General features: G+C 62.2%; 18 protein-coding genes and 2 pseudogenes. 9 read left to right on the forward strand and 11 right to left on the reverse strand.

Annotation, left to right across the window (positions count from 1 at the left end; translation table 11 throughout):
- Nucleotides 1-393 precede the first annotated feature (393 nt).
- From B0O95_RS13540 to B0O95_RS16960, 4 genes are all read right to left on the reverse strand, one after another.
- A complete protein-coding gene (locus tag B0O95_RS13540) occupies nt 394-1,818 on the reverse strand; it encodes an F-box protein (RefSeq protein ID WP_233203376.1) in 1,425 nt (474 codons plus the stop codon).
- A gap of 974 nt (nt 1,819-2,792) precedes the next feature.
- On the reverse strand, nt 2,793-3,854 hold the full coding sequence (gene waaC / locus B0O95_RS13550; RefSeq protein ID WP_104078354.1) for a lipopolysaccharide heptosyltransferase I: 1,062 nt from the start codon (nt 3,852-3,854) through the stop codon (nt 2,793-2,795).
- An 85-nt stretch (nt 3,855-3,939) separates the two neighbouring features.
- Nucleotides 3,940-4,152 carry a hypothetical protein gene (locus B0O95_RS13555; RefSeq protein WP_370641801.1) on the reverse strand — a complete coding sequence of 71 codons (213 nt, stop codon included), beginning with the start codon at nt 4,150-4,152 and terminating at the stop codon, nt 3,940-3,942.
- Nucleotides 4,153-4,251: 99 nt separating this feature from the next.
- The gene (locus tag B0O95_RS16960) at nt 4,252-4,380 is read right to left on the reverse strand and encodes a hypothetical protein (RefSeq protein ID WP_255779358.1); all 129 of its coding nucleotides are present in this window, start codon (nt 4,378-4,380) and stop codon (nt 4,252-4,254) included.
- 126 nt (nt 4,381-4,506) lie between these two features.
- On the opposite strand from B0O95_RS16960, the gene B0O95_RS13560 reads away from it, so the two are divergent.
- From B0O95_RS13560 to B0O95_RS13575, 4 genes are all read left to right on the forward strand, one after another.
- Entirely contained in the window at nt 4,507-5,727 is a 1,221-nt protein-coding gene (locus B0O95_RS13560; RefSeq protein WP_104078355.1) for a metallophosphoesterase, read from the forward strand.
- A gap of 397 nt (nt 5,728-6,124) precedes the next feature.
- Nucleotides 6,125-7,645, forward strand: coding sequence for an aldehyde dehydrogenase (adh, locus tag B0O95_RS13565; protein ID WP_104078373.1), 1,521 nt, complete (start codon nt 6,125-6,127; stop codon nt 7,643-7,645).
- 2 nt (nt 7,646-7,647) lie between these two features.
- Nucleotides 7,648-8,046 carry a DUF779 domain-containing protein gene (locus B0O95_RS13570; protein ID WP_104078356.1) on the forward strand — a complete coding sequence of 133 codons (399 nt, stop codon included), beginning with the start codon at nt 7,648-7,650 and terminating at the stop codon, nt 8,044-8,046.
- A 326-nt stretch (nt 8,047-8,372) separates the two neighbouring features.
- Nucleotides 8,373-8,573 carry a hypothetical protein gene (locus B0O95_RS13575; protein ID WP_104078357.1) on the forward strand — a complete coding sequence of 67 codons (201 nt, stop codon included), beginning with the start codon at nt 8,373-8,375 and terminating at the stop codon, nt 8,571-8,573.
- A gap of 216 nt (nt 8,574-8,789) precedes the next feature.
- Here B0O95_RS13575 and B0O95_RS13580 read toward each other — a convergent pair whose 3' ends face one another.
- From B0O95_RS13580 to B0O95_RS13595, 4 genes are all read right to left on the reverse strand, one after another.
- On the reverse strand, nt 8,790-9,500 hold the full coding sequence (locus tag B0O95_RS13580) for an MIP/aquaporin family protein (RefSeq protein WP_104078374.1): 711 nt from the start codon (nt 9,498-9,500) through the stop codon (nt 8,790-8,792).
- A 21-nt stretch (nt 9,501-9,521) separates the two neighbouring features.
- The gene (gene glpK, locus B0O95_RS13585) at nt 9,522-11,018 is read right to left on the reverse strand and encodes a glycerol kinase GlpK (protein WP_104078358.1); all 1,497 of its coding nucleotides are present in this window, start codon (nt 11,016-11,018) and stop codon (nt 9,522-9,524) included.
- Between the two features lie 340 nt (nt 11,019-11,358).
- The gene (locus tag B0O95_RS13590) at nt 11,359-12,009 is read right to left on the reverse strand and encodes an AMP-binding protein (protein WP_158249500.1); all 651 of its coding nucleotides are present in this window, start codon (nt 12,007-12,009) and stop codon (nt 11,359-11,361) included.
- 9 nt (nt 12,010-12,018) lie between these two features.
- Entirely contained in the window at nt 12,019-13,551 is a 1,533-nt protein-coding gene (locus B0O95_RS13595; RefSeq protein WP_104078360.1) for a condensation domain-containing protein, read from the reverse strand.
- A gap of 328 nt (nt 13,552-13,879) precedes the next feature.
- On the opposite strand from B0O95_RS13595, the pseudogene B0O95_RS16700 reads away from it, so the two are divergent.
- Nucleotides 13,880-14,110 (forward strand): annotated as a pseudogene (locus B0O95_RS16700) (hypothetical protein); the annotation flags it as partial.
- Between the two features lie 10 nt (nt 14,111-14,120).
- On the opposite strand, the gene B0O95_RS15670 reads toward B0O95_RS16700, so the two are convergent.
- Nucleotides 14,121-14,336 (reverse strand): hypothetical protein, encoded by a 216-nt coding sequence (locus tag B0O95_RS15670; RefSeq protein ID WP_146064084.1) that lies wholly within the window; start codon nt 14,334-14,336, stop codon nt 14,121-14,123.
- A 165-nt stretch (nt 14,337-14,501) separates the two neighbouring features.
- Entirely contained in the window at nt 14,502-14,771 is a 270-nt protein-coding gene (locus B0O95_RS15675; protein WP_146064085.1) for a hypothetical protein, read from the reverse strand.
- 144 nt (nt 14,772-14,915) lie between these two features.
- On the opposite strand from B0O95_RS15675, the gene B0O95_RS13605 reads away from it, so the two are divergent.
- Nucleotides 14,916-16,016, forward strand: a complete 1,101-nt coding sequence (locus B0O95_RS13605; protein WP_104078362.1) for a DNA topoisomerase IB — start codon at nt 14,916-14,918, stop codon at nt 16,014-16,016.
- Between the two features lie 25 nt (nt 16,017-16,041).
- Here B0O95_RS13605 and B0O95_RS13610 read toward each other — a convergent pair.
- Nucleotides 16,042-16,280 (reverse strand): annotated as a pseudogene (locus tag B0O95_RS13610) (LysR family transcriptional regulator); the annotation flags it as partial.
- 164 nt (nt 16,281-16,444) lie between these two features.
- On the opposite strand from B0O95_RS13610, the gene B0O95_RS13615 reads away from it, so the two are divergent.
- The 3 genes from B0O95_RS13615 (at nt 16,445) to gndA (ending at nt 21,228) form a co-directional block, all read left to right on the forward strand.
- Nucleotides 16,445-18,574: a 3-hydroxyacyl-CoA dehydrogenase NAD-binding domain-containing protein gene (locus tag B0O95_RS13615; RefSeq protein WP_104078363.1), complete on the forward strand. Its 2,130-nt coding sequence runs from the start codon at nt 16,445-16,447 to the stop codon at nt 18,572-18,574.
- A gap of 389 nt (nt 18,575-18,963) precedes the next feature.
- Nucleotides 18,964-19,743 (forward strand): EAL domain-containing protein, encoded by a 780-nt coding sequence (locus B0O95_RS13620; RefSeq protein ID WP_233203377.1) that lies wholly within the window; start codon nt 18,964-18,966, stop codon nt 19,741-19,743.
- Nucleotides 19,744-19,818: 75 nt separating this feature from the next.
- On the forward strand, nt 19,819-21,228 hold the full coding sequence (gene gndA / locus B0O95_RS13625) for an NADP-dependent phosphogluconate dehydrogenase (protein WP_104078365.1): 1,410 nt from the start codon (nt 19,819-19,821) through the stop codon (nt 21,226-21,228).
- The last annotated feature ends 85 nt before the right edge of the window (nt 21,229-21,313 follow it).

The raw sequence follows: 21,313 nt of genomic DNA on the forward strand, positions 1-21,313 counted from the left end.
GTTCGCCTGCCAGTGCAGGCCCCGGGCCGATTCGGCCCACCCCGAAGAGCCGGAAATTTCCACTTTAGAACGGCCCTGATTTGGGGGGAGCCTCAAGAGCCGGAAATTTCCACTTTAGAACGGCCCTGATTTGGGGGTAGCCTCAGTTTCTCCTTGGCAAGTGCTAGTGAATCGAGGAAGGTGCGCATGGGCGTCTTGCCATAACACCATCGCCGGCATCGTGTACCGCGACCGAGTCGATCCGAGCGGTGATTGTCAGTCGCGTGTACTCGCCGCGCCGCCGTGATAGACGCGGCACGCCGGCGCGACGATGTTTAAGTGTTGTGCCACGAGCGACACCAGGTCGAAATCGCGCGCCTTTAACCGCTACCAAGCATCGCGGCCGCGAGCTATTTACGGTGTTTGATACTTACGGAACCAACAATAATTTAGGGAGTTCATCATTTCATTGCGCGTGGCTTGATCGAACTGGTTACGCCCGAAGAAGGCCGTAATTTCAGTTTTTGCGGCCTCCCATTGCTGGTTATTGAGTTTCAGTCCAATCCGTAAGTGGATATCGTAGAACACTTCCGCTATGCTGGGTCCATTGCTGCCGTCGAGCAAACGCATCGCACGCTGCCATACCTGCTTTAACAGTGCATCGTTCAACCGCGGTGTTTCTTCAAGCAGCCCGAGCGCTGCTAGTCCGCGCTGTGCGGGTAGCACGCGCTCAAGGGCGGGTTCGAGCAGCGCAAGCTCATGCGCATGTTGATCTGGAGGTAGCTGCATCATTAACGCGCCCGGCAAGTAGCGTAACGCGCTGCCTAATTGATGATCCGGCAGTGACAGCGTCAAATGCCGCAGATGAGCGAGGTACATTGGCCTTTGTGCCTCTGGCAGCATCGATACTCGATCGGCTAGTGCGCCGATCGGCGCGCCCCGATGCGACGCTGGTAGGCGTTGCATCCATTGAAACAGTGTTTCGTACAATTCAATGATCGTCGCGCTCGCAACATCATAACGATAAGCATAATATTTGAAGGACGGGGAAGATAATGAGAATGCGCCTAGCACTTCGGCTAATGCCGTTATCAGTTCCGCCTGTCCAAACGTGTCCAACGCAGGTAGCCGGCTTAAAAGAGCTCGATACTCACTTTCAATCTGTGGTGCGTCAAACCATAAATTTTCCGGTGGCGTCCGGCCGTAGATTGGCAGCACCGATGCAACGGCGCCCCAGGTGCTGCCCTGTTCAAGAGAGCGTCTTTCGGCGTCTGCATACACAAACCTATACAGATTGCGCTGATACTGAATTGGAATCCCACGTATGGTCCCGATCATGTCTTTTTGTAGCTGCAAGCCTTGCTTTGGCACACGGCCTGCAGCTTGGAAGATCGCTATGAATACCTCGGGTTTCACTATGTACTGCCTTCTTGCTCGTTGCCACAGCGCCTGAAGCAATTCAGCGCGCAGGAAGCCAGTGCCAATACGCTCAATTTCGGTCAACAACTGTTGTACCGACGTGCGATCCAGCGCACCGGCATGGGAAATGCGTTGGCGACAAAGCCAGCTCAGTCGCCTTTCTTGCAGCGCATGATAGGTCTGGCTGTTCACAGCTGACAGATTACCGATATCGTCGGGCGGCATGTAATCGGCCACTTGTTGGAGAATTTCGACTGGCAGATCCTGGTATGTCGTGGGCCGGCTGGCCAACGTGTTAGCCAAAGCACTGCTTGGCGGCTTCAATGGCGGTGGCGCTAACGCGGCGGGTTGCGAGCATGCCTCAACCGTGCAGATATAGGCCGGATAGTTGTTTAAAGTGGTATTCAGATCAAAGTCCATTCGCAAGCTCAGCAAAAAATCAGATACACGCAGCGCAAAGCGATGCCGCGCCGTAAGGTAGATGAAAGCGGGCGGATAAACATAATCCTGTGCCGTAATCGCTGGATTTTTGGCGGATAACGCGTTATCGGCTAGGGCCTCGGGTCAAGCCATGACGACGTACAGTCGTCGGTTTATCGAGCAGCTGCGCCAGTTCATATTCGTTCACTCGGTGTGCATCAGCCACGCGGGGCGCAACCGTGCGTTTGATCCACCCGCACTTATGACGCATCCGCTTGGCTCCTTTTCCCCATGCCCGTTGCATGGCGTATATGCGGTGCCATCGGGGTAGCGTTGCGCGACAATAACCCTGCCTTCCAGGTGCGCCACGCCGTCGCGGATTGCTCGGTACTGTCCAGACCGATGCAGATGAAGCAGGAATGGTTGGGAGACACGCACTCTCGCATGAGAGAGGCAATACCTGCTGAAACGAAGGACGCTGCTGCCGGTTGTCCAACAGCTATGCCTACGACGCCGAAATCGCACTCAGCGTGCAGCGGCGCTTAGCCAGCATCGCGCCATTCACCGCTTGACCAACACACATGGCATTGTGGCTGGGGTTACAACGGCGCTTCATCTACGTTCAAGGCTGCGTCGCACCGGACTTCGAGCGTACACGCTTTCTATCGGCGCTACGCGAGACGGCCAACGTGGAAAACGTCATCGATCAGACGATGACCGGCCCCGGGCGCACGCTGCCTTATCCGCTGTGGCAATTACCATCGCCTGCCACGTCATCGCAGGCTATGCCAGTGCAAGCCCGGCCACCGCGGACCACGTCCACGCATGACGCACCTGCGCACTCAACGCGCGGACCACGTCGTGACGCCGCGCTGCTAAATTCTAAATCAATTCACCCGTGACAGTTCCGTTGCCCGGCATATCGACGAGGGCCGCGCATCGGCACAGGTTCCCACCGTGCGGCTTCAGCACGGTCAAGCTGCCTCATGCCGGAACGGGATTATCGTCGGACGCGACTTCATGGCCCCGACCGGTTCGACACGGAGCCCAGCGGAAACGGGGCTTGCAACCCCGCACGGGTACACCGAGTCAATTGCAGCCAGCACATCGCGCACAGCGGGCGGGCGCCCTTCGTCCCCCACTGAGGTGGCGCGACCCGGTATGTCGATACCGAAATGCAAACGCGAAGTCGCGGTAAAGATCATCACGGTCGGCTTGCCAAGTGCATAGGCAAGATGCACGAATCCGGTGTCCACGCCGACCACGAGTTCCGATGCGTCGATGAACTGCGCACACTCTGTCACCGTGAGCTTGGGCAATACCTGAGCCTGTGGCACACCCGCGGTGATCCGGCATGCTTCGTCGTGCTCCCGTTTCGAGCCCCAGGGCAATAGGACCTGCAGGCCTCGTGCAGTCAAGGTCCGAGCCACATCGATCCAATGCCCAGCCGGCCACTTTTTTACATCGATTGATGTCGCGTGGAACAGCATGGCACGCCGCCCCGAGCCGCCGATCGCCGACAGCGGCAACGCGGGCGGCAGCTTCAGGCCGAAATGCGGGCGTCCCTCGACCGAATAGCCGAGCGCATCGCCGACACTGCGGCGCATGGCATACCACGCATTCGACGAACCCTGTCGGTCAAACCGGTCGGTATACGCGAATGCCGCACCGGCCTCGCCGAGGTTCTCGCGGCAGTAGCCATAACGTCGTCGCGACCGGGCGATGAAGGCAATGATTGCGCTTTTGTAGACGCCGTGAATATCGAGCACCAGATCATAGCGCTGGCTGCGCAATGTGCGAATCGACGCGATGATGGCGCGCAGGTCGTCCAGGTTGCGCGCTTTCTTGAAGCGTCGCAGCGGCGCGCACAACACGCGGTCGACGCCCGGATTCCATTGAACCACCTCGGCAAACGCCTCGTCCGCCGCCCAATCGATCCGGACGTCAGGAAAGGCGCGCCGCAGGTCCCACACAACGGGCTGCGCCTGCACAATGTCGCCAAGCGACGTGACTTTGACCACGAGAATACGTTTCATTGGTTATTGCGAGCGAGGCCCTTGTTGTTGCTGCAAAGCATTTTACTGCGTGACTGGAAACAGCGGCGACAGACCCGTCGCGGGCTCACCATGCCGGATCGCGCTGCAGCCAAAAACACAAATTGTTGCACACCACCGGCCATTCGGACTCCAAAATTGAGAGCACCACCGTGTCGCGATAGCTGCCGTCAGCCGCGACTAGGTGATTGCACAAGCTGCCGTCCTGCTTTACACCCAATTGTAGGATCGCCGACCGCACCGCGGTGTTCATATAACGGGTGCGGAATTCGACCGCCATCGCATCAACCGCTCGAGCGCATGGGCGAGCAACAGCAGCTTCGCCTGCGTATTCACCGCGGTACGCTGATACCACGGCGCATACCACGTTGCACCGATTTCAAGCGACAGTGCAGCGTCTCGACGCCCACAACGCCCATAGCCGGCGGTCGGTGATGGTCTCCTCCAATGCGTCGACATGGTCGAGGCTGAGCAACTCGGGCACGATTGCCTGTCCACTTAACGTCACGGGCTGAATCCAGGGTTCCGTTGCGATTCTCTTGAGCCGCGGTCGAGCGCCGTATGTGAGTCTACCGCTAAAATGGCCCTGCCCCTGCCCAGCCACCGCACAGGCGGCCTACCGCGAAAGGATGTCATGCGACGCTATAATTTTCTAATCCGGATCATCACGATCGGTATTTTGATGCATCTTTACGTCGGCGTGCGCTTGGTGCCGGCACTGCCAGGCGGCCCCGCCGTGCGCGACGCAGCAGTCGCGTGCCTGGGCCTGTCCGTCATATTGATTTTATTCGGGATGCTGGCGCAGGCAATCGAACGGCAACCGCTTTCCGACTGGCTTGCGTGGGCGGGCATGCTGGCGATGGGATTCTTCTCGTCATTGCTCGTGCTCACGTTCGCGCGCGACGTTGCACTGCTCTTCGTGCATGCGCTCGATGCCGCGCTCGCGGCGCACTGGCCGCTTAAGCAATGGCAGCGCGATTCGGCACCCGCCGTGCCCGCGCTTGCGCTGCTGGCCTCATTCGCGGGCTTCGTCAATGCGCGCCGACGCGCAGGCGTGGTCACTGTCGAAGTCCCAATCGATGGGCTGCCGGACGCATTGGACGGCTTCACAATCGCGCAGCTCAGCGACATCCATGTCGGGCCGACAATCAAGCGCGGCTATGTCGAGGCAATCGTCGAGGCGGTCAATGCACTGCGGCCAGACTTGATCGCGATCACCGGCGATATCGTCGATGGCCGCGTCGAGCAACTGGCGCCCCACACCCGGCCGCTGGAGCGGCTACAGGCGCGGCACGGCGCATTCCTGGTCACCGGTAATCACGAATACTATTCCGGTGTGCATGCGTGGATCGACGAGTTCGAGCGGCTGGGCCTGACCGTGCTGATGAACCGACACGTGGTGATTGACCACGGTACGGCGTGCGTCGTGGTGGCCGGCGTCACGGATTATTCGGCGGGACACTTCGACGCCACGCATGCCAGCGATCCGGCCGGCGCGCTGCGCGGTGCGCCGCCGCACGCCGCCGTGAGGATCCTGCTGGCCCACCAGCCGCGTACCGCGTCGGCAGCCGTGCCAGCCGGCTACACGCTGCAGTTGTCCGGACACACCCATGGCGGCCAGTTCTTCCCATGGAATTTTTTCGTGCGGCTGCAACAGCCGTTCACCGCCGGCCTGCACCGGCTGTCGCAGCTATGGGTCTACACGAGTCGCGGCACCGGGTATTGGGGGCCACCGAAGCGCATTGGCGCACCGTCAGAGATTACGCTGGTGCGGCTGGTCCCGGCACGCGCCGGCTCGCGCGTTCCCACCCCGCCCGGCTCGAGCGTCGCTCGCCAGTGCACACTACGCTGCTGACACCACCGCAGGCACTTGCGCGTCAACTTGCTGGCTGGCCGGCGTCACCGCGTATGCCACGGCGAAGCGGCGACACGCTCAGCGGCAGTGTATCAGTCGCCTCGAGCAGTTCACGGCGATATGTCGCAACGATACCACCTGCCGGGGCGCCAGTCAGCGACCAGCAATCGACGCGGCGCACTGCTCCAATTCGGGACGATTGTTGCAAAACAGGACAATTAGCGCATCGGCGCGATGGCGAGACATTCCTCTCATCGGCGATCCGGGTCAGCCACCGCTACCTCATCCCGCCAACGCGCACCGTTGGCACGCTTCTGGCTTTAGCTCGGTGCCGCGCGCGTCGATGCGCGGCACCGAGCTAAAGCCAGTCTATGGATATGTGAGGAGCACACCCGAGATGAATCACGCTGAAATGCAGTTCCTAACCACGGAATTCCCGTACAAGAAGCAATACGCCAACTTCATCGGCGGTGAATGGGTGGCGCCAGTCGGCGGCGAGTACTTCGACAACATTTCGCCGGTGACCGGCGAGCCGTTCACCGCGGTGCCCCGCTCGCGCGAGGCCGATATCGAACTCGCGCTGGACGCCGCGCATCGTGCCAAGACCGCGTGGGGCAACACCTCGCCGACCGAGCGAGCGAACATCTTGAACCGCATCGCTGATCGCCTGGAAACCAACCTGACGCGCATAGCCGTCGCTGAGACGATCGACAACGGCAAGCCGCTGCGTGAGACGATGGCTGCCGACATCCCGCTGGCGATCGATCACTTCCGCTACTTCGCCGGCTGTCTGCGCGCACAGGAAGGCTCGGTGTGCGAAATTGACCATGATACCGTCGCGTATCATTTTCATGAGCCCCTGGGCGTGGTCGGCCAGATCATTCCATGGAATTTCCCGATCCTGATGGCCGTGTGGAAGGTCGCGCCGGCACTGGCCGCCGGCAATTGTGTCGTGCTCAAGCCGGCGGAGCAGACACCCGTATCCATCCTGGTCGTGATGGAGCTGATCCAGGACCTGCTGCCGCCGGGCGTGCTGAACATTGTCAACGGTTTCGGCCTCGAAGCAGGCAAGCCCCTGGCGTCGAATAAGCGAGTCGCCAAGATCGCATTCACCGGCGAGACCACCACCGGCCGACTGATCATGCAGTATGCGAGCCAGAACATCATCCCGGTGACGCTGGAACTGGGCGGCAAAAGTCCGAACATCTTCTTTGCCGACGTGATGGATCGCGACGACAGCTACTTCGACAAGGCGCTCGAAGGCTTCACCATGTTTGCGCTCAACCAGGGCGAGGTCTGCACTTGCCCGTCGCGTGTGCTAATCGACGAGAAGATTTATGACCGGTTTATTGAACGCGCGCTCAAGCGCGTCGCTGCGATCACGCAGGGGCATCCGCTGGATCCGAAAACGATGGTCGGTGCGCAGGCCTCGCGCGAGCAACTCGAGAAAATCCTATCCTACATCGACCTGGGCAAGCAGGAAGGCGCGCAATGTCTGATCGGCGGCGAGCGCAATGCCCAGACCGGCGAACTTGCCAACGGCTACTACGTGAAGCCGACCGTGTTCCGCGGCCACAATAAGATGCGCATCTTCCAGGAGGAGATCTTCGGGCCGGTCGTCTCCGTCACGACGTTCAAGACCGAAGACGAGGCACTGGAAATCGCCAACGATACTTTGTATGGACTGGGCGCTGGCGTTTGGACTCGCGATGGCACACGCGCGTACCGCTTCGGCCGCCAGATCCAGGCCGGACGCGTCTGGACCAATTGCTATCATGCATACCCCGCGCACGCGGCGTTCGGCGGGTACAAGCAATCAGGCATCGGCCGCGAAACGCATAAGATGATGCTTGATCACTATCAGCAGACGAAGAACCTGCTCGTCAGCTATAGCGACAAGCCGCTGGGCTTGTTCTGACGATGACGTCCGATTCTCGCTGCGAGCCAGTGCCGCGCGTCGTCGCGACGCCGGCGGCACTCGCATTGATTGAGTCGCTGCGCCAGGAGCATGGCGCGCTGATCTTCCATCAGTCCGGGGGCTGCTGCGACGGCAGCGCGCCCATGTACTTCCCTGCCGGCGAGTTCCTGATCGGCGACTCGGACGTGCGGCTCGGCGAGATCGGCGGCGCGCCATTCTACATGAGCGCCGCGCAGTTCGAGTATTGGCAGCATACGCAACTCACGATCGACGTGGTGCCAGGCAACGGCGGCATGTTCTCCGCCGAGAGACCGACCGGCCTGCGCTTCCTGACGCGCTCCAGGCTCTATACCGACGAGGAGAACGCGTGGCTGGAACGGCATCCGGTCCAGCGCACGTAATGCACCTGATAGCCGCGGCAAACCGCGGTCCGACATGCCGTCATCCCGAGATGAAAAGACGGCCTTGCAACACGCGTGCCGTCACCGCGGTCGCATTTATTATGCGAGCAGGCACGATTCCCGCAACAGCCATTTTGCCGCAGGCCGTTCGACGCACTCGGGCACGCGGCACATCTAGGTCGTTGCTGGCGAGGCAACGCACCGATCGTTCCATCGCTGCGCCAGTAAGCGTGTAGCATGGAAGCATGAGGTGGCGTGGACACACGCTGGTCGCATGCGTGACAGCGATCGAAAACGGCAGTATTTAGATGGAGGCTTGTAGCAGGATGGACATCCTCGAACTGGCAAAGCAGTCCGGCTTTTTCGTGACGCTAGACGGTAAGATCGGGCGTGAGCAGTATCAAAGCGTGCACGGCTCGGTCACCGCCCTACAACGTTTCGCGGAAGCGGTGCGCACTGAAGCGGATCATGAGCGGCACGGAAAATGCACGACGACGCCCCAACGGGGGACACGCCAAACCAGATGACACGGCGCGCGACGGCCCGAGCGTGAGCACGGAACATGGAGACCGGCACGCACAGATGTCTCGGGGGCGGGCGGCCTGGCCTACCGCGCAACACGTGTGCGTCGGGTCATCAGGCACGGCTGCGCCGGTGGGCACCGGCGCAGGGTTCTCTTTGTCTTTATATTGATAGCGCGCTGGCGTCCCGGAGTGCTCAGCCGCGCGGAAGGCGGCTCCCCTCTATCCCTGTTGCACAGAAACCAGCGCCGCCAGCACACCGCCGATCAACGAGCCGGCGACCGGCACCCACGCGTAGCCCCAGTCGCTATCGCGTTTGCCCGGTATGGGCAGCAGTGCATGCATAATCCGCGGACTCAGGTCCCGCGCCGGGTTCATTGCATAGCCGGTTGTGCCGCCAAGCGACACACCGATGCCCAGCACCACCAATGCGACCGGCAGCGCATTGATCGCGCCCAGGCCCACAGACGGCGCGGCCATGTGCAGCACCGCGTACACGAGCACGAAGGTGGCGACGATCTCTGATGTGAGGTTGCCCAACGTATTGCGAATCGCCGGGCCCGTGCAGAACACCGCGAGCTTTGTGTCCGGGCCATCCGTCGACTCGAAGTGCTTACGATAGACGAGCCAGACCACGAACGCGCCGAACATGCCGCCAAGCATTTGCGCAGCTGCATAGGCCGGCACCTTGGCCCACGCGAACTTGCCGGCAACGGCGAGCGCCACAGACACGGCCGGGTTCAAGTGCGCGCCGCTATAGGCAGCCGAGCAGAGGACACCCACGAATACAGCCATTGCCCAGCCTATCGTGATCACAATCAGCCCGCTATTGTGACCCTTCGTGCGCCCCAGAATCACATTGGCGACGACGCCGTCGCCGAGCAATACCAACAGAGCGGTCCCGATGAATTCCGCGATCAACGCATTGGTCATGATAATCTCCGTTGTCGTCAATCAGGCCGCCGCCCACATCATCGCGGCGGACACCGCGCGCTGCCAGCCGGCCCTGTGCCGCGCCATCTCCTCCGAATCCAGCGCCGGCGTGAAGCGCCGGTCCAGCTGCCACTGGTCGCGGACCTCATCGAGGCCGTCCCAGTATCCGGTCGCCAACCCCGCCAGGTAGGCGGCACCGAGCGCGGTGGTCTCCGTCACGCGCGGGCGCACCACGTCCACGCCGAGGAGGTCCGCCTGGAATTGCATCAGCAGATTGTTCTCGACCGCGCCCCCATCGACGCGCAACTCGGTGATCGGCTGGCCTGCATCGGCCTCCATTGCCTTGAGCACGTCAAACGATTGATGGGCAATGCTGTCCAGCGCGGCGCGGGCAATGTGCGCAGCCGTGGTACCCCGCGTGGCGCCGAACAATGTGCCGCGTGCGTGCGGGTTCCAATGCGGCGCGCCCAGGCCCGCGAAGGCTGGCACCAGGAACACGCCATCGCTGTGCGGCACGGAGGCGGCCAGCGCCTCGATATCGGCCGCCTGCTTAATGATCCCCAGCCCGTCGCGCAGCCATTGCACCACGGCGCCGCCGATGAAGATACTGCCCTCCAGCGCATAGGTGGTCTTGCCGTCGATTTGCCAGGCAATCGTCGTCACGAGGTTGTTGCGCGACTCAATCGGCTTGTCGCCGGTGTTCATCACCAGGAAGCAGCCCGTACCGTACGTATTCTTGACCATGCCGGGCGTGGTGCACATTTGCCCGAACAGCGCGGCATGCTGATCGCCCGCCACGCCGGCGATCGGGATCCGCGACGCAAACACGGTGGTCTTCGTAGCGTCGTACAGCCCCGAGGACGGCTTGACCTGCGGCATCATGCTGCGCGGGATGTCCAGTTCGGCTAGCAGTTCGTCGTCCCAGTCCAGCGTATGGATATTGAACAGCATCGTGCGGGACGCATTGGTCACGTCCGTCGCGTGCGTATTGTGACGCGTGAAATTCCAAATCAACCAGCTATCAACCGTGCCGAACGCGAGCTTGCCCTGCTTAGCACGATCGCGCGCGCCAGCGACGTTGTCCAGGATCCAACGGATCTTCGTCGCGGAGAAATAAGCATCGATCGGCAAGCCGGTCTTCGCGCGAACCGCGCCCTCAAGTCCGCGTGCCTTAAGCTCAGCACAAAAATCGGCGGTGCGCCGGTCCTGCCAGACGATGGCGTTATAAACCGGCAGCCCGGTATCGCGGTCCCATACAATTGTCGTCTCGCGTTGATTTGTGATGCCCAATGCGTGGATCGACCCACCGTTCAGCCCCGCGCGCACGACGGCTTCGGCGGCAACCCCCGCCTGGGTCGACCAGATTTCCTGCGGATTGTGCTCAACCCAGCCGGGTTGAGGATAGATCTGGCGGAATTCCTTTTGAGCAGTCGATACGATATTGCCCCCGCGGTCGAACACGATCGCGCGCGAGCTGGTGGTGCCCTGGTCCAGCGCCAGGACGTACTTGCCTTCCATGACTGTCTCCGTCGGTTTGGCCGTTGTTGAACGCTGCACCGTCTGTACAGTGCAGTGCCGCGCGAGGCGAGGCAGTCCGGCCATCATGTTCGTTTTTGAACATTCAATCCCGTCATTACGCCCACTACATCGCTGCGCGAAATTTAATGTTCTAAATCGCAAATGTAAAGTCCGTTTTCGAACAGATTCGGGAAAACCCTTGGTTGACAACGCCTAATTTAGGTTAAAGTGTCAATTCTATCCGCAAAACGCACGTGCATACCGTGCAATGCGGCATGGCGCCCCTCACTGGCGCACATCCCATGGCACCGCGTCCGATATCGGCATGCGGCGCCAACGTTCAGGCCGCTATCACTCGGCTGCGCTCGTGCAACGGCACGCCGTGCAGTTGATCAAGCTTTTCCCGCAGCACGCGGCCGATTTCCGCCGACGGGCCCGGCCAGATCTCCCACGCACACGCATCGAACGCCACACCGGCAGTGACTGAGCTGCGTGTGCCAGGCCGCACATCGAAAGCCTCGTTATGCCAGGTACAGAGATTGACCAGATTGCGATGCTCGACCATCACACCCTTGGGTGTGCCGGTCGAGCCCGACGTGTAGATAACGTAGGCAAGGTGATGCGCGTTCAAGCCAGGTACGGCTGGATTGGTCTCTACCCCGTGCTGGACGTCCTCGGGGTCGATCACGACAAGCGGCGCGAGCGCGTCCTCGCCCAGTGCTGCCCGGCCCGCGGCATCAGCTAGCAGCACTACGAGGGCCGCATCGTTGAGGATGTGCGCGCGGCGCGCATTCGAATAGGCCGGATCCAGCGTCAGATAGGCGCCGCCCGCTTTCAGAATGGCCAGCAACCCCACGACCATCGCCGCTGAGCGCTCCATGCAGACGGCAACGCGCATGTCGGGCCGCACGCCGAGCGCAATGAGCTGGTGCGCGAGGCGGTTGGCCCGGGTATTCAGTTCAGCATACCGAATCGTCTGCGTCCCACACACCAGCGCGACCTAGTCCGGCTGCTGCATGACCTGGGCCTCGAACAAGCGGTGCACGCACTGGCTGGCCGGATACGCGCGCACCGTCGCATTCCATTGGACCAGTAAACGGTGCCGCTCCTGGGCATCGAGCAGCGCTAGGCGGCCGATGGGCTGCGCAGGTTCAGCGGCGGCCCGCTCGATAAAGCGGATCAGGCGGTCCAAGTGCGCGGCGAACGCGTCGTTCTTATAGGTAGCAGGGTTGACGTCGAACTGCAACTGCAGCGGCTGATCGTCCGACAACGCGTACACCGCCATCGTGACATCTTGCACCGGTCCGCTCACCAGGTTGTGATAGCTGACGCGACACGGTCCCATGGTTAAGTCATGAAACGACATGACATTGACCAGAGGACCGAGCAATGGATGTCCGGACGGCAACTGGAGTTTGCGGCACAGCGCTTCCTTCGGATAGCGCTGATGACGCAAGCCATGTTGAATGTGCTGCGCCGCCTGCTCCATCAGCGTCGCCAGGTCCATGTCCGGCCACACGCTGAAACGTAGCGGAATAATGTTCGTCAATGAGCCTAGAATGCGCTTATCTTCGCCGAAGCGGGCCGCCACGGGCAGGCCCAGCACCACTTCTTCCGCGCCAGTCAACCGGTGCAGGTAGGCTGCGAAGGCCGCTGTCAGAAACTGCGCGAACCGCCTGCTGTCCGTGGCATAGCGCCGTACTGCGGGGCTGGACAGCTGCCGCTCATACCTGAGCCGATGCTGCAACGCTGGCGCCGGCTGGGCAGCGAATGTAATCGGCACAGGCCAGTGTGCACAATACTCGAGCCAATATGCTTCATCCAGCGCCCATTGCGACGAACCCTGATACTGGAAATCACGCTCCAACAGCCCCGATAGGGGGGCGAGCGGTGGATCCGGGTCAACGCCGGCACACATGGCAGTATAGACGTACGCGACACGCTGCCTGAACAGTGCAACTGAATAGCCGTCCATTAGCACATGATGATGGCGTTCGTACCACAGGACTTCATTGGGGGCCACGCGCAGCAGCGCATTGCGAAACATTCCCGTGCCCATCAAGTCGATTGCACGCTCATAGTCAGCGCGCATCCACGCGTGCGCGGCGACCCAGGGGTCGGCCTCCTCGCTCATATCGACAAGTTGCAACTCCCAGTGCGGCGACGCAACGTATTGCCTCATCTGGCCATCAAGCTCGACGAACTGCACACGCAGGCTTTGCGTTTCCTCGACGACCTGCCGCAAAGCCGCCTCGAACAATACGACGTCAAGCGGACCGCGGATCGCGGTGTATTGGGCGACGTTGTATATTGGGCAGTCCGGATGAATCAATTGAGCGAGCCAGATTTCCGACTGCGCGCTGGTCAACGGGTAGGTACACTGGCTGGGTGGGCGTGCATCGATAACCTCCAGGCCCGCGGTTGCCGCGGGTTTGGCTAACAGCTGAAAGCTGGATGCACAATATTGCAGGAGGAGAGCAATAGAGCAGCCCATTCGACGCGCGGTGACGAACGAAATAGCAAAAAACTGCATCAAATTTCGGACATAGATCGACGAAAAACTGCACTGCGTCGCTCGGGCCACTCCTGCAGCGCCGCCCCACTTCTGCTTGTCGCGCTTGGCCGTCCAGCCGGCGTATTCGCCACTCTCCTACCGACGGATATCGACTCAGCGACAAGCTTCGACAGCACGCTGCACGGCGCATCCGCGCGCCGTTTGCTCGACGCGAAACAGCGCTCGTCCCAACGGTTTGGCTGGCATCACACAGCATCGAGGACATCAACGGGCCGCCACGCTAATATACGCTCCAATCCCTCATCCCAACCGTCACGGAACACCACGGCAGCGCCCTCTGCGCGCACACCAGATCAGCCGTGGCCATGGGCGCGATGCCGCCACCGTAATTGGCCCCCCTAGCAACGCCGCCGGCAATAGGATCGGCCAGCAGCACGCGCAGGCCACCTTTACCGGCTATCGAGTCGTCGTGGTGCTGAGCAACGGCATACCTCGTACATTCGGCGTGCCGTCGCCCAGCAACTTGCGTCCCGGCGACCGCGTCAAAATCGACGGCAACCTCCGTTTGCGCTACTGACCACGCTCGCTCACGCGTCTTCCCCTACGTCGTTCGGGGCGGGCAGTGGCTCCTGCCCTGCGTTGGTGGGTGGGGGCGGATGCCCTGTCATCGTCGCCTTCTGCGCTTCAGTGAGCCGGCGATCCGCTGCGGTCGGCACGTCGAGGCGTTGCCGCGGCGCGCCTGCCGGTTGCGGAGATCGCGCATCACCCGGCTTCGCCGGTGCGTCCTTTGACTTTCGTTCCATCAGTCGTGCTCCTCAATCTAAAAACCATGTCGGTCGAGCCCAGTGCGAGCCAGCTTCCGTCCCGCACTCTCGGCCAGGCCGCCGCCGCGCCGCGTGCCGCCCCACTAGCGCCGCCACCGATGCCCGGCGCGCCACCGATCCTGACACCAATGTCACGTACGCCGCTCAAAGGTAGCGCACGACCGCCACGCCACTACTACCTTGGTAGCCACTGCCCGCGCGGGTGCCGGTGATCGCCCCGCCGCACGCACGCATGCCGGACGCGTTGCCCCGCGGCGCCGACGGCGCCGTTCTCATCGCCGTACCGGTCCGGTTTGTCGGTGACTTGGTATCGGGGGACGGGGGCCCATCGTATGCCACACATACGCCTGGCACAGCCGTGACCAGCGCACCGGCGGGGACCCACCGATACAGCACTTTGCTTGCGCGCCTCATTTGCTTCCCCCATGAGTGCATGGACGGACGCGCGCCGGCGCGTCCTGCCAGTGTTCTAGCAGACCGCATTCCCGGCCCAGGGCGTGACGGGCATACAGATTGCGCCGCGCCGCGTGCCTTCTCTCGCCGCTGCCGTGAAACACCATGCCTGACACACCGGCCTCGACTGCAACACGAGCCACCCCGCGCCGCCGACAGCGCCCTGCGCCCGATGCCGATGCGTGCGAGCAGTTGCGCTACGTGAGCGACACGCAGCCCGGCTATACACGCCGTGCGGTTAACGGCCGGTTCGCGTACTTCGACACACGCGGTACGCGCATTCGCGATCGCGCACGCATCGAGCACATCAATGCGCTGGCGATACCGCCCGCGTATACCGACGTGTGGATCTGCCCGGACCCATACGGTCACTTGCAAGCCACCGGCCGTGACGCGCGCGGGCGTAAGCAATACCGCTATCACGCTGCGTGGCGCATGATGCGCGACACACACAAATACGCACGGATGGCCGACTTTGCGCGCGCGTTGCCGAAAATCCGCGCGCGCGTGACGCGGGACCTGCAGCGTCCAGGGATGCCGCGCGAAAAAGTGGCTGCGGCGCTGGTACGGCTGCTCGATCGTACGCTGGTGCGGATCGGCAGCCCCGAATACGCGCGCGAGAACCGGTCCTACGGCTTAACGACCCTGCGCAAACAACACCTGGCGCTCGACACCGACCGCATGCGACTGCGGTTTCGTGGCAAGAGCGGCGTCGAGCACGACGTCGACATCGACGACCCACGTATCGTGCGCATCGTGCGACGCTGCCTGGACTTGCCTGGCCATGAATTATTCCAGTATGTCGACGAGTACGGCGAGCGGCACGCTATTGGCTCAACCGACATTAATGCGTACCTGCGCGAGATAAGCGGAACAGGGTTCACTGCCAAGGACTACAGAACGTGGTCAGGTAGCGTCCTTGCACTTGGCGCGTTGCGTCAGATTCCGCCGTGTAATCTCACGCGCGCACGCCGGCATGTGGTTGACACGGTCCGGCAGGTCGCCGATCTGCTGCGCAACACGCCTGCCGTATGCCGTAAATGCTATATCCATCCTGTAGTAATCGAAGCTTTCGAAACAGGTGCGCTTGCCACACTTAAGCCGCTGCACCAGCACCGGCGCCTGAAGGCCGACGAAGCGCTGTTCGCATCCCTGCTTCACCATCACGCGCGCACAGCCCGCGCAGTGTCGCGCCGTACCCGATAACCCCTGATGACGTATCCCGTCACGTCGCCTCGTTCAACGCGATGTTCACCGGCTGCGGTTGTCTCGCGCGCTCGAGCCGCAGCCCCACCTCGGTCGGCTCCAGCTGCCGCGTGGTCCGGCGCAGCAGCTGCAGCCAACCGCACGCTCCAACTAGTTCAAGTGGTAGCTTACGTTCGCACGCGACATCTTCAGCCGGCGTGCGGCTTCGCTGAGATTGCCGGCTTCGAGGATTTCGACCAGCAACGTAAGGGCGTTCAGGTTCATGATGGCACGCGCTTCGCAGCGCACGGGACATGACGCATGGCGCCATCACGCGATGGTTCAAAATTTTTTGACAGTCTGTCAATCACTGTTGTAATTGTCAATCGATTGGACAATCGGCCGGCGAAGCGCGCCGTGCGCCCCCACCTATTGCGGAGATACGCCCAATGACCCTCGTTCCCTCCCCGAGCCAACCCGTGAGCCATGAACGACACGGTAAGGTTTTGGTTGTCACGATTGACCATCCGCCGGTTAATGCGCTTGGCGTCGCGGTGCGCCGCGGGCTGATCGACGCAATCGACGCTGCTGAAGCCTGCGACGAGGTCGCAGCGGTATTGCTGCTCGGCGCGGGCCGCCACTTCATCGCCGGCGCCGACATCCGCGAGTTCGGCAAGCCGCCATTGCCGCCGTCGCTGCCGGAGGTGTGCCAGCGCATCGAATCGTGCTGCAAACCCGTGGTTGCCGCGATTCACGGCGCGGCGCTGGGCGGCGGCTTGGAAATCGCGCTGTCCGCGCACTACCGGATCGCCACCCCCGGCGCGAAACTCGGCTTGCCGGAAGTGCAGCTCGGCCTGATGCCGGGGGCCGGTGGCACGCAGCGCACACCGCGGCTGATCGGCGCGCGTGCCGCACTCGATCTGGCGTTGAGCGCACGCCATGTCGGCATCGACGAAGCGCTCCAGCTCGGACTGCTGGACCGCATCAGCCAGAGCGACGACACGCGAGCGGAAGGCCTGGCCTATGTGCAGGCGCTGCTGGCCTCGCACGCCGGAGCACGTCCGACCCGTTCCGCCAAGGCGCTCGCCGATCGCGACGCGAGCCATGCGGCCGTGCAGGCCGCCCGCGCCGACGTCGTGCGCCGCTCGCGTGGGCTGTTCTCGCCGCTGAAGATCGTCGAGGCGATCGAAGCAGCGATCGATTTGCCGTTCGACGAAGGGATGAAGCTTGAACGCCAGGCGTTCCTGCAATGCCTTGATAGCCCGCAGCGCGCGGGGCTTGTGCACGCATTCTTCGCCGAGCGTGAAGCCGCCAACACACCGGAAAGCCAGCATGCATCGCCGCGCACGATCGACACGATCGGCGTGATCGGCGGCGGCACGATGGGCGCCGGCATCGCGGTGGCCGCGCTCGATGCGGGCTTTCCGGTAACCATGATCGAACGCGACGATGCGGCGCTGGCACGAGGGCGGGCCCACGTGCAACGGGTCTACGACGGACTGGTCGCCAAGGGCAAGCTGAGCGCGTCGGCCAGTGCCGCCACGCTGTCCCGGCTCAACGGCAGCACATCGTATGATGCGTTGGCCAACGTGGATCTGGTCATCGAAGCGGTATTCGAGGATCTCACGGTGAAGAAAGCCGTTTTTGCGGAACTGGGCCGCGTCTGCCAGCGCGGCGCCGTGTTGGCGACCAACACGTCATATCTGGACATCGACGAGATCGCCGCTAGCACCGGGCGCGCGAATGACGTGATCGGGCTGCACTTCTTTTCGCCAGCCAACGTGATGAAGCTGCTCGAGATCGTCGTGCCGGCCAAGGTGGATGCCGACGTCGTGGCTACGGCGTTCGAGTTCGCCAAGCGTCTACGCAAGACGCCTGTGCGAGCCGGAGTGTGCGACGGGTTCATTGGCAACCGGCTATTGGCCGTGTATCGCGCTGCCGCCGATGCGATGATGGAGGACGGCGCCTCACCGTACCAGATCGATCGCGCGATCCGCGATTTCGGCTTTCCGATGGGGCCATACCAGGTCATCGACCTGGCCGGCGGCGATATCGGCTGGGCCGCCCGCAAGCGCCGCGCGGCCACGCGCGATCCGCGCGCCCGCTACGTACAGATTCCGGACCGCCTGTGCGAACGTGGCTGGTTTGGCCAGAAAACCGGTCGCGGCTACTACTTGTATGAGCCGGGCCAACGCACCGGCACGCCCGATCCCGAGGTCGAGGCCATCATCGCGTCCGAGCGGCAGCGGGCCGGGATAACACCGCGCGAATTCACTGACGAGGAAATCGTGCGCCGCTATTTGGCCGCCATGATCAACGAGGGCGCCAACGTCGTACATGAACGCATTGCATTGCGGCCGCTCGATGTGGATGTCGTGCTCGTACATGGCTACGGATTTCCGCGCTATCATGGCGGCCCGATGCACTACGCCGACACGCGGGGTCTGGCGAACGTGCTCGCCGATATCCGAGAATTCGCGCGTCAAGATCCGTTGTTCTGGCAACCGTCGCCGTTGCTCGTCGAACTCGTGGACAAAGGCGCCACCTTCGCGAGCCTGAACCGTCACGCCGACGCGTAGGCGCAGCGGCCCGTCGCCCTGGCGGGCCGCTGGCATATAGCTTGCGTGAGCGACGTCTGGCCGGTTGTCCGGACGTCGCGCGACGCTTGTGCTCTGACATCCTTGACATTCGCCCGCCCGGAAAGTCGCTATATTGAGGGCCGTCCAGTCGGCGCGAACCCTAACGCTGCACGCGAACAATCAACACGAGTCAAGTTTAGATCCGCATCGACTGGGTAGTTTTTACACGATGACGAAAATCCGACAAGGATGTTATCAGTGCCGGGGAAAGCACGATCGACGGGGCCATACTTAAAGTAACCACCCAGGGGGCTCTTGCCTTCATCCAGCCTGGAACGGCGTCCTCTTTCTATGCCACGGGCGGTATGAACGCCAGTCTTAACGCATCAATGACACTCAACGAGAGTCTGGAACAGGCAATACGCGACAACACGTTCAGGCTGCGCTATCAACCCCAGGTCGATCTGACCAGCGGCTGGATAGAAGGGGCCGTCGTATCGCTGTATTGGCCGGACCCGGACGGCAAGCCAGTCGCCCAATCGGCTCTGCTAAGCGCCGCGCACGACAGCGAGATCGCGGTCGAGCTAGGCGAGTGGATGCTACGCCGGGCCTGTCAGCAAAACTACGAGTGGCAACAGGCTGGGCTGCCGCCGATCCGTGTCGCAGTGCCGATCCCCGCTGCGCTATTCCGCGTGCAGGACATTGCGCAACGCGTGGGAGCTATCTTGCAGCAGGCGCATTTGCATGGACGCTACCTGGAACTGGACATCGCGGAAACGGCACTGCTCGAGGATTTGACCCATGCTGATGCGGCACTGTCCGCGCTGCATGCGCTGCAGGTCCAGAGCACCGTCACGGACGTGCGTTTTCGCGCGCAGGGCGACGAGCACCTGGCCACGCTGCCACTGGACCGAATCAAACTCGATGGCGCGTTGGTGTCGCCATCGGCTAAGGCACGCACCGGCGAGACACTCGCCAGGCTGCTGGTGGCACATGCGCACTCCACCGGCCTAAAGATCGCCGTCTATGGCGTTAACAGTTTCGAACAATTCGAGTTTTTCCGCCATCTCGAATGCTTCGAGATGGCCGGCAATTTCTACTATCGTCCGATCGACAGCGCCATGATGTCGCAACTGCTCAACCGCGAATCGAAACCGTCACTGCTCTGAGGTGTTCAACCGATCCGCGCAAGTTGTGCGAAGATGCGACAATCGGAGACTTGCAACGCGTTTCGGAGCTGCAACATGGGCAAGCAGGCCATTGGCGTAATCGGACTCGCGGTCATGGGTCGCAATCTGGCATTGAACATCGAAAGCCGCGGCTACGCGGTATCGGTCTACAACCGCACGCGTGAGCGCACTGACGCGTTAATCACGACATTCCCAGATCGCAAGCTGGTCCCGACTTATACGTTGCAAGCGTTTGTCGAATCGCTCGAAACGCCGCGACGTATTCTGCTAATGGTCAAGGCCGGCGCGCCGACCGACGACACCATTGCTGCGCTCAAGCCGCTGTTGGATCGAGGGGACGTGCTGATCGACGGCGGCAATACCCATTTCACCGACACGATGCGCCGCCATCGCGAACTGGCCGACGCTGGCCTGCATTTCATCGGCGCCGGCGTGTCGGGTGGCGAAGAAGGCGCGCTGCACGGCCCGTCGATCATGCCGGGCGGGCCGCGTGACGCATACGAGCGCGTCGAACCGATCCTCACGCGCATTGCCGCGCGTGCCGGTGATGGTGAGCCATGTGTCGCGTACATGGGGCCGGACGGCGCCGGCCACTATGTGAAGATGGTCCATAACGGCATCGAGTACGGTGACATGCAGTTGATCGCCGAAAGCTATGCCGTACTCAAGCATGTCGCGGGCTTGTCCAACGCGCAATTGCGCGACGTGTACACGCAATGGAACGAAGGCGAGCTCGACAGCTACCTGATCGATATCACGTCCAAGATCTTCGCGCGCAAGGATGACGAGACCGGCCAAGATCTGGTCGATGTCGTGCTTGACCGCGCCGCGCAGAAAGGCACCGGCAAATGGACTAGCCAAAACGCACTGGATCTGAACGTGCCATTGCAGTTGATCACCGAGTCGGTGTTCGCCCGCGTGCTGTCCTCGCTCAAATCCGAGCGGGTGGCGGCCAGTCGCCAACTGGGCGGCCCGTCGCCGCGCGCGCTGGCGGGCGCGCGCGAGCCGTTCATCGAGGCAGTCCGGCGCGCGCTGTATCTGAGCAAGGTGATTTCGTACGCACAAGGGTTCGCGCAATTGCGTGCCGCATCCGATGAGTATGGATGGGATTTGCAATATGGCACGATCGCGCGCATTTTCCGCGCCGGCTGCATCATCCGCGCGCGCTTCCTGCAAAAAATCACCGACGCGTATGCACAGGATCCGGCGCTGGCCAACCTGTTGCTCGCGCCATATTTCCGCGATGTCGCCGCACAATATCAGGCGGCGCTGCGCGAGGTCGTGATTGCGGCGGTGCAAGCCGGTGTGCCGGTGCCGGCGTTCGCGTCGGCGATTGCGTATTTCGACGCGTACCGCGCCGAAACATTGCCGGCGAACCTAATTCAGGCGCAGCGCGACTTCTTCGGCGCCCATACGTTCGAACGCATCGACAAACCCGGCAGTTTCCACTCCCGTTGGGTATAGCAGCACCCACTTTGTCACAGCGCCGCGTGTGCCGTGCTGCCCTACCGCAGTGTACACGCAGCCGTTCCTGTTGATCGATTGTTCT

The organism is Mycetohabitans endofungorum (genome assembly GCF_002927045.1).
Classification (GTDB): domain Bacteria; phylum Pseudomonadota; class Gammaproteobacteria; order Burkholderiales; family Burkholderiaceae; genus Mycetohabitans; species Mycetohabitans endofungorum.

Coding starts and splice junctions, on each gene's coding strand:
- B0O95_RS13540 (WP_233203376.1), bottom strand. CDS start 1,818: ATGGACTTTGATCTGAATACCACTTTAAACAACTATCCGGCCTATATC.
- waaC (WP_104078354.1), bottom strand. CDS start 3,854: ATGAAACGTATTCTCGTGGTCAAAGTCACGTCGCTTGGCGACATTGTG.
- B0O95_RS13555 (WP_370641801.1), bottom strand. CDS start 4,152: ATGGCGGTCGAATTCCGCACCCGTTATATGAACACCGCGGTGCGGTCG.
- B0O95_RS13560 (WP_104078355.1), top strand. CDS start 4,507: ATGCGACGCTATAATTTTCTAATCCGGATCATCACGATCGGTATTTTG.
- adh (WP_104078373.1), top strand. CDS start 6,125: ATGAATCACGCTGAAATGCAGTTCCTAACCACGGAATTCCCGTACAAG.
- B0O95_RS13570 (WP_104078356.1), top strand. CDS start 7,648: ATGACGTCCGATTCTCGCTGCGAGCCAGTGCCGCGCGTCGTCGCGACG.
- B0O95_RS13575 (WP_104078357.1), top strand. CDS start 8,373: ATGGACATCCTCGAACTGGCAAAGCAGTCCGGCTTTTTCGTGACGCTA.
- B0O95_RS13580 (WP_104078374.1), bottom strand. CDS start 9,500: ATGACCAATGCGTTGATCGCGGAATTCATCGGGACCGCTCTGTTGGTA.
- glpK (WP_104078358.1), bottom strand. CDS start 11,018: ATGGAAGGCAAGTACGTCCTGGCGCTGGACCAGGGCACCACCAGCTCG.
- B0O95_RS13595 (WP_104078360.1), bottom strand. CDS start 13,551: ATGCAGTTTTTTGCTATTTCGTTCGTCACCGCGCGTCGAATGGGCTGC.
- B0O95_RS15670 (WP_146064084.1), bottom strand. CDS start 14,336: ATGGAACGAAAGTCAAAGGACGCACCGGCGAAGCCGGGTGATGCGCGA.
- B0O95_RS15675 (WP_146064085.1), bottom strand. CDS start 14,771: ATGAGGCGCGCAAGCAAAGTGCTGTATCGGTGGGTCCCCGCCGGTGCG.
- B0O95_RS13605 (WP_104078362.1), top strand. CDS start 14,916: ATGCCTGACACACCGGCCTCGACTGCAACACGAGCCACCCCGCGCCGC.
- B0O95_RS13615 (WP_104078363.1), top strand. CDS start 16,445: ATGACCCTCGTTCCCTCCCCGAGCCAACCCGTGAGCCATGAACGACAC.
- B0O95_RS13620 (WP_233203377.1), top strand. CDS start 18,964: ATGACACTCAACGAGAGTCTGGAACAGGCAATACGCGACAACACGTTC.
- gndA (WP_104078365.1), top strand. CDS start 19,819: ATGGGCAAGCAGGCCATTGGCGTAATCGGACTCGCGGTCATGGGTCGC.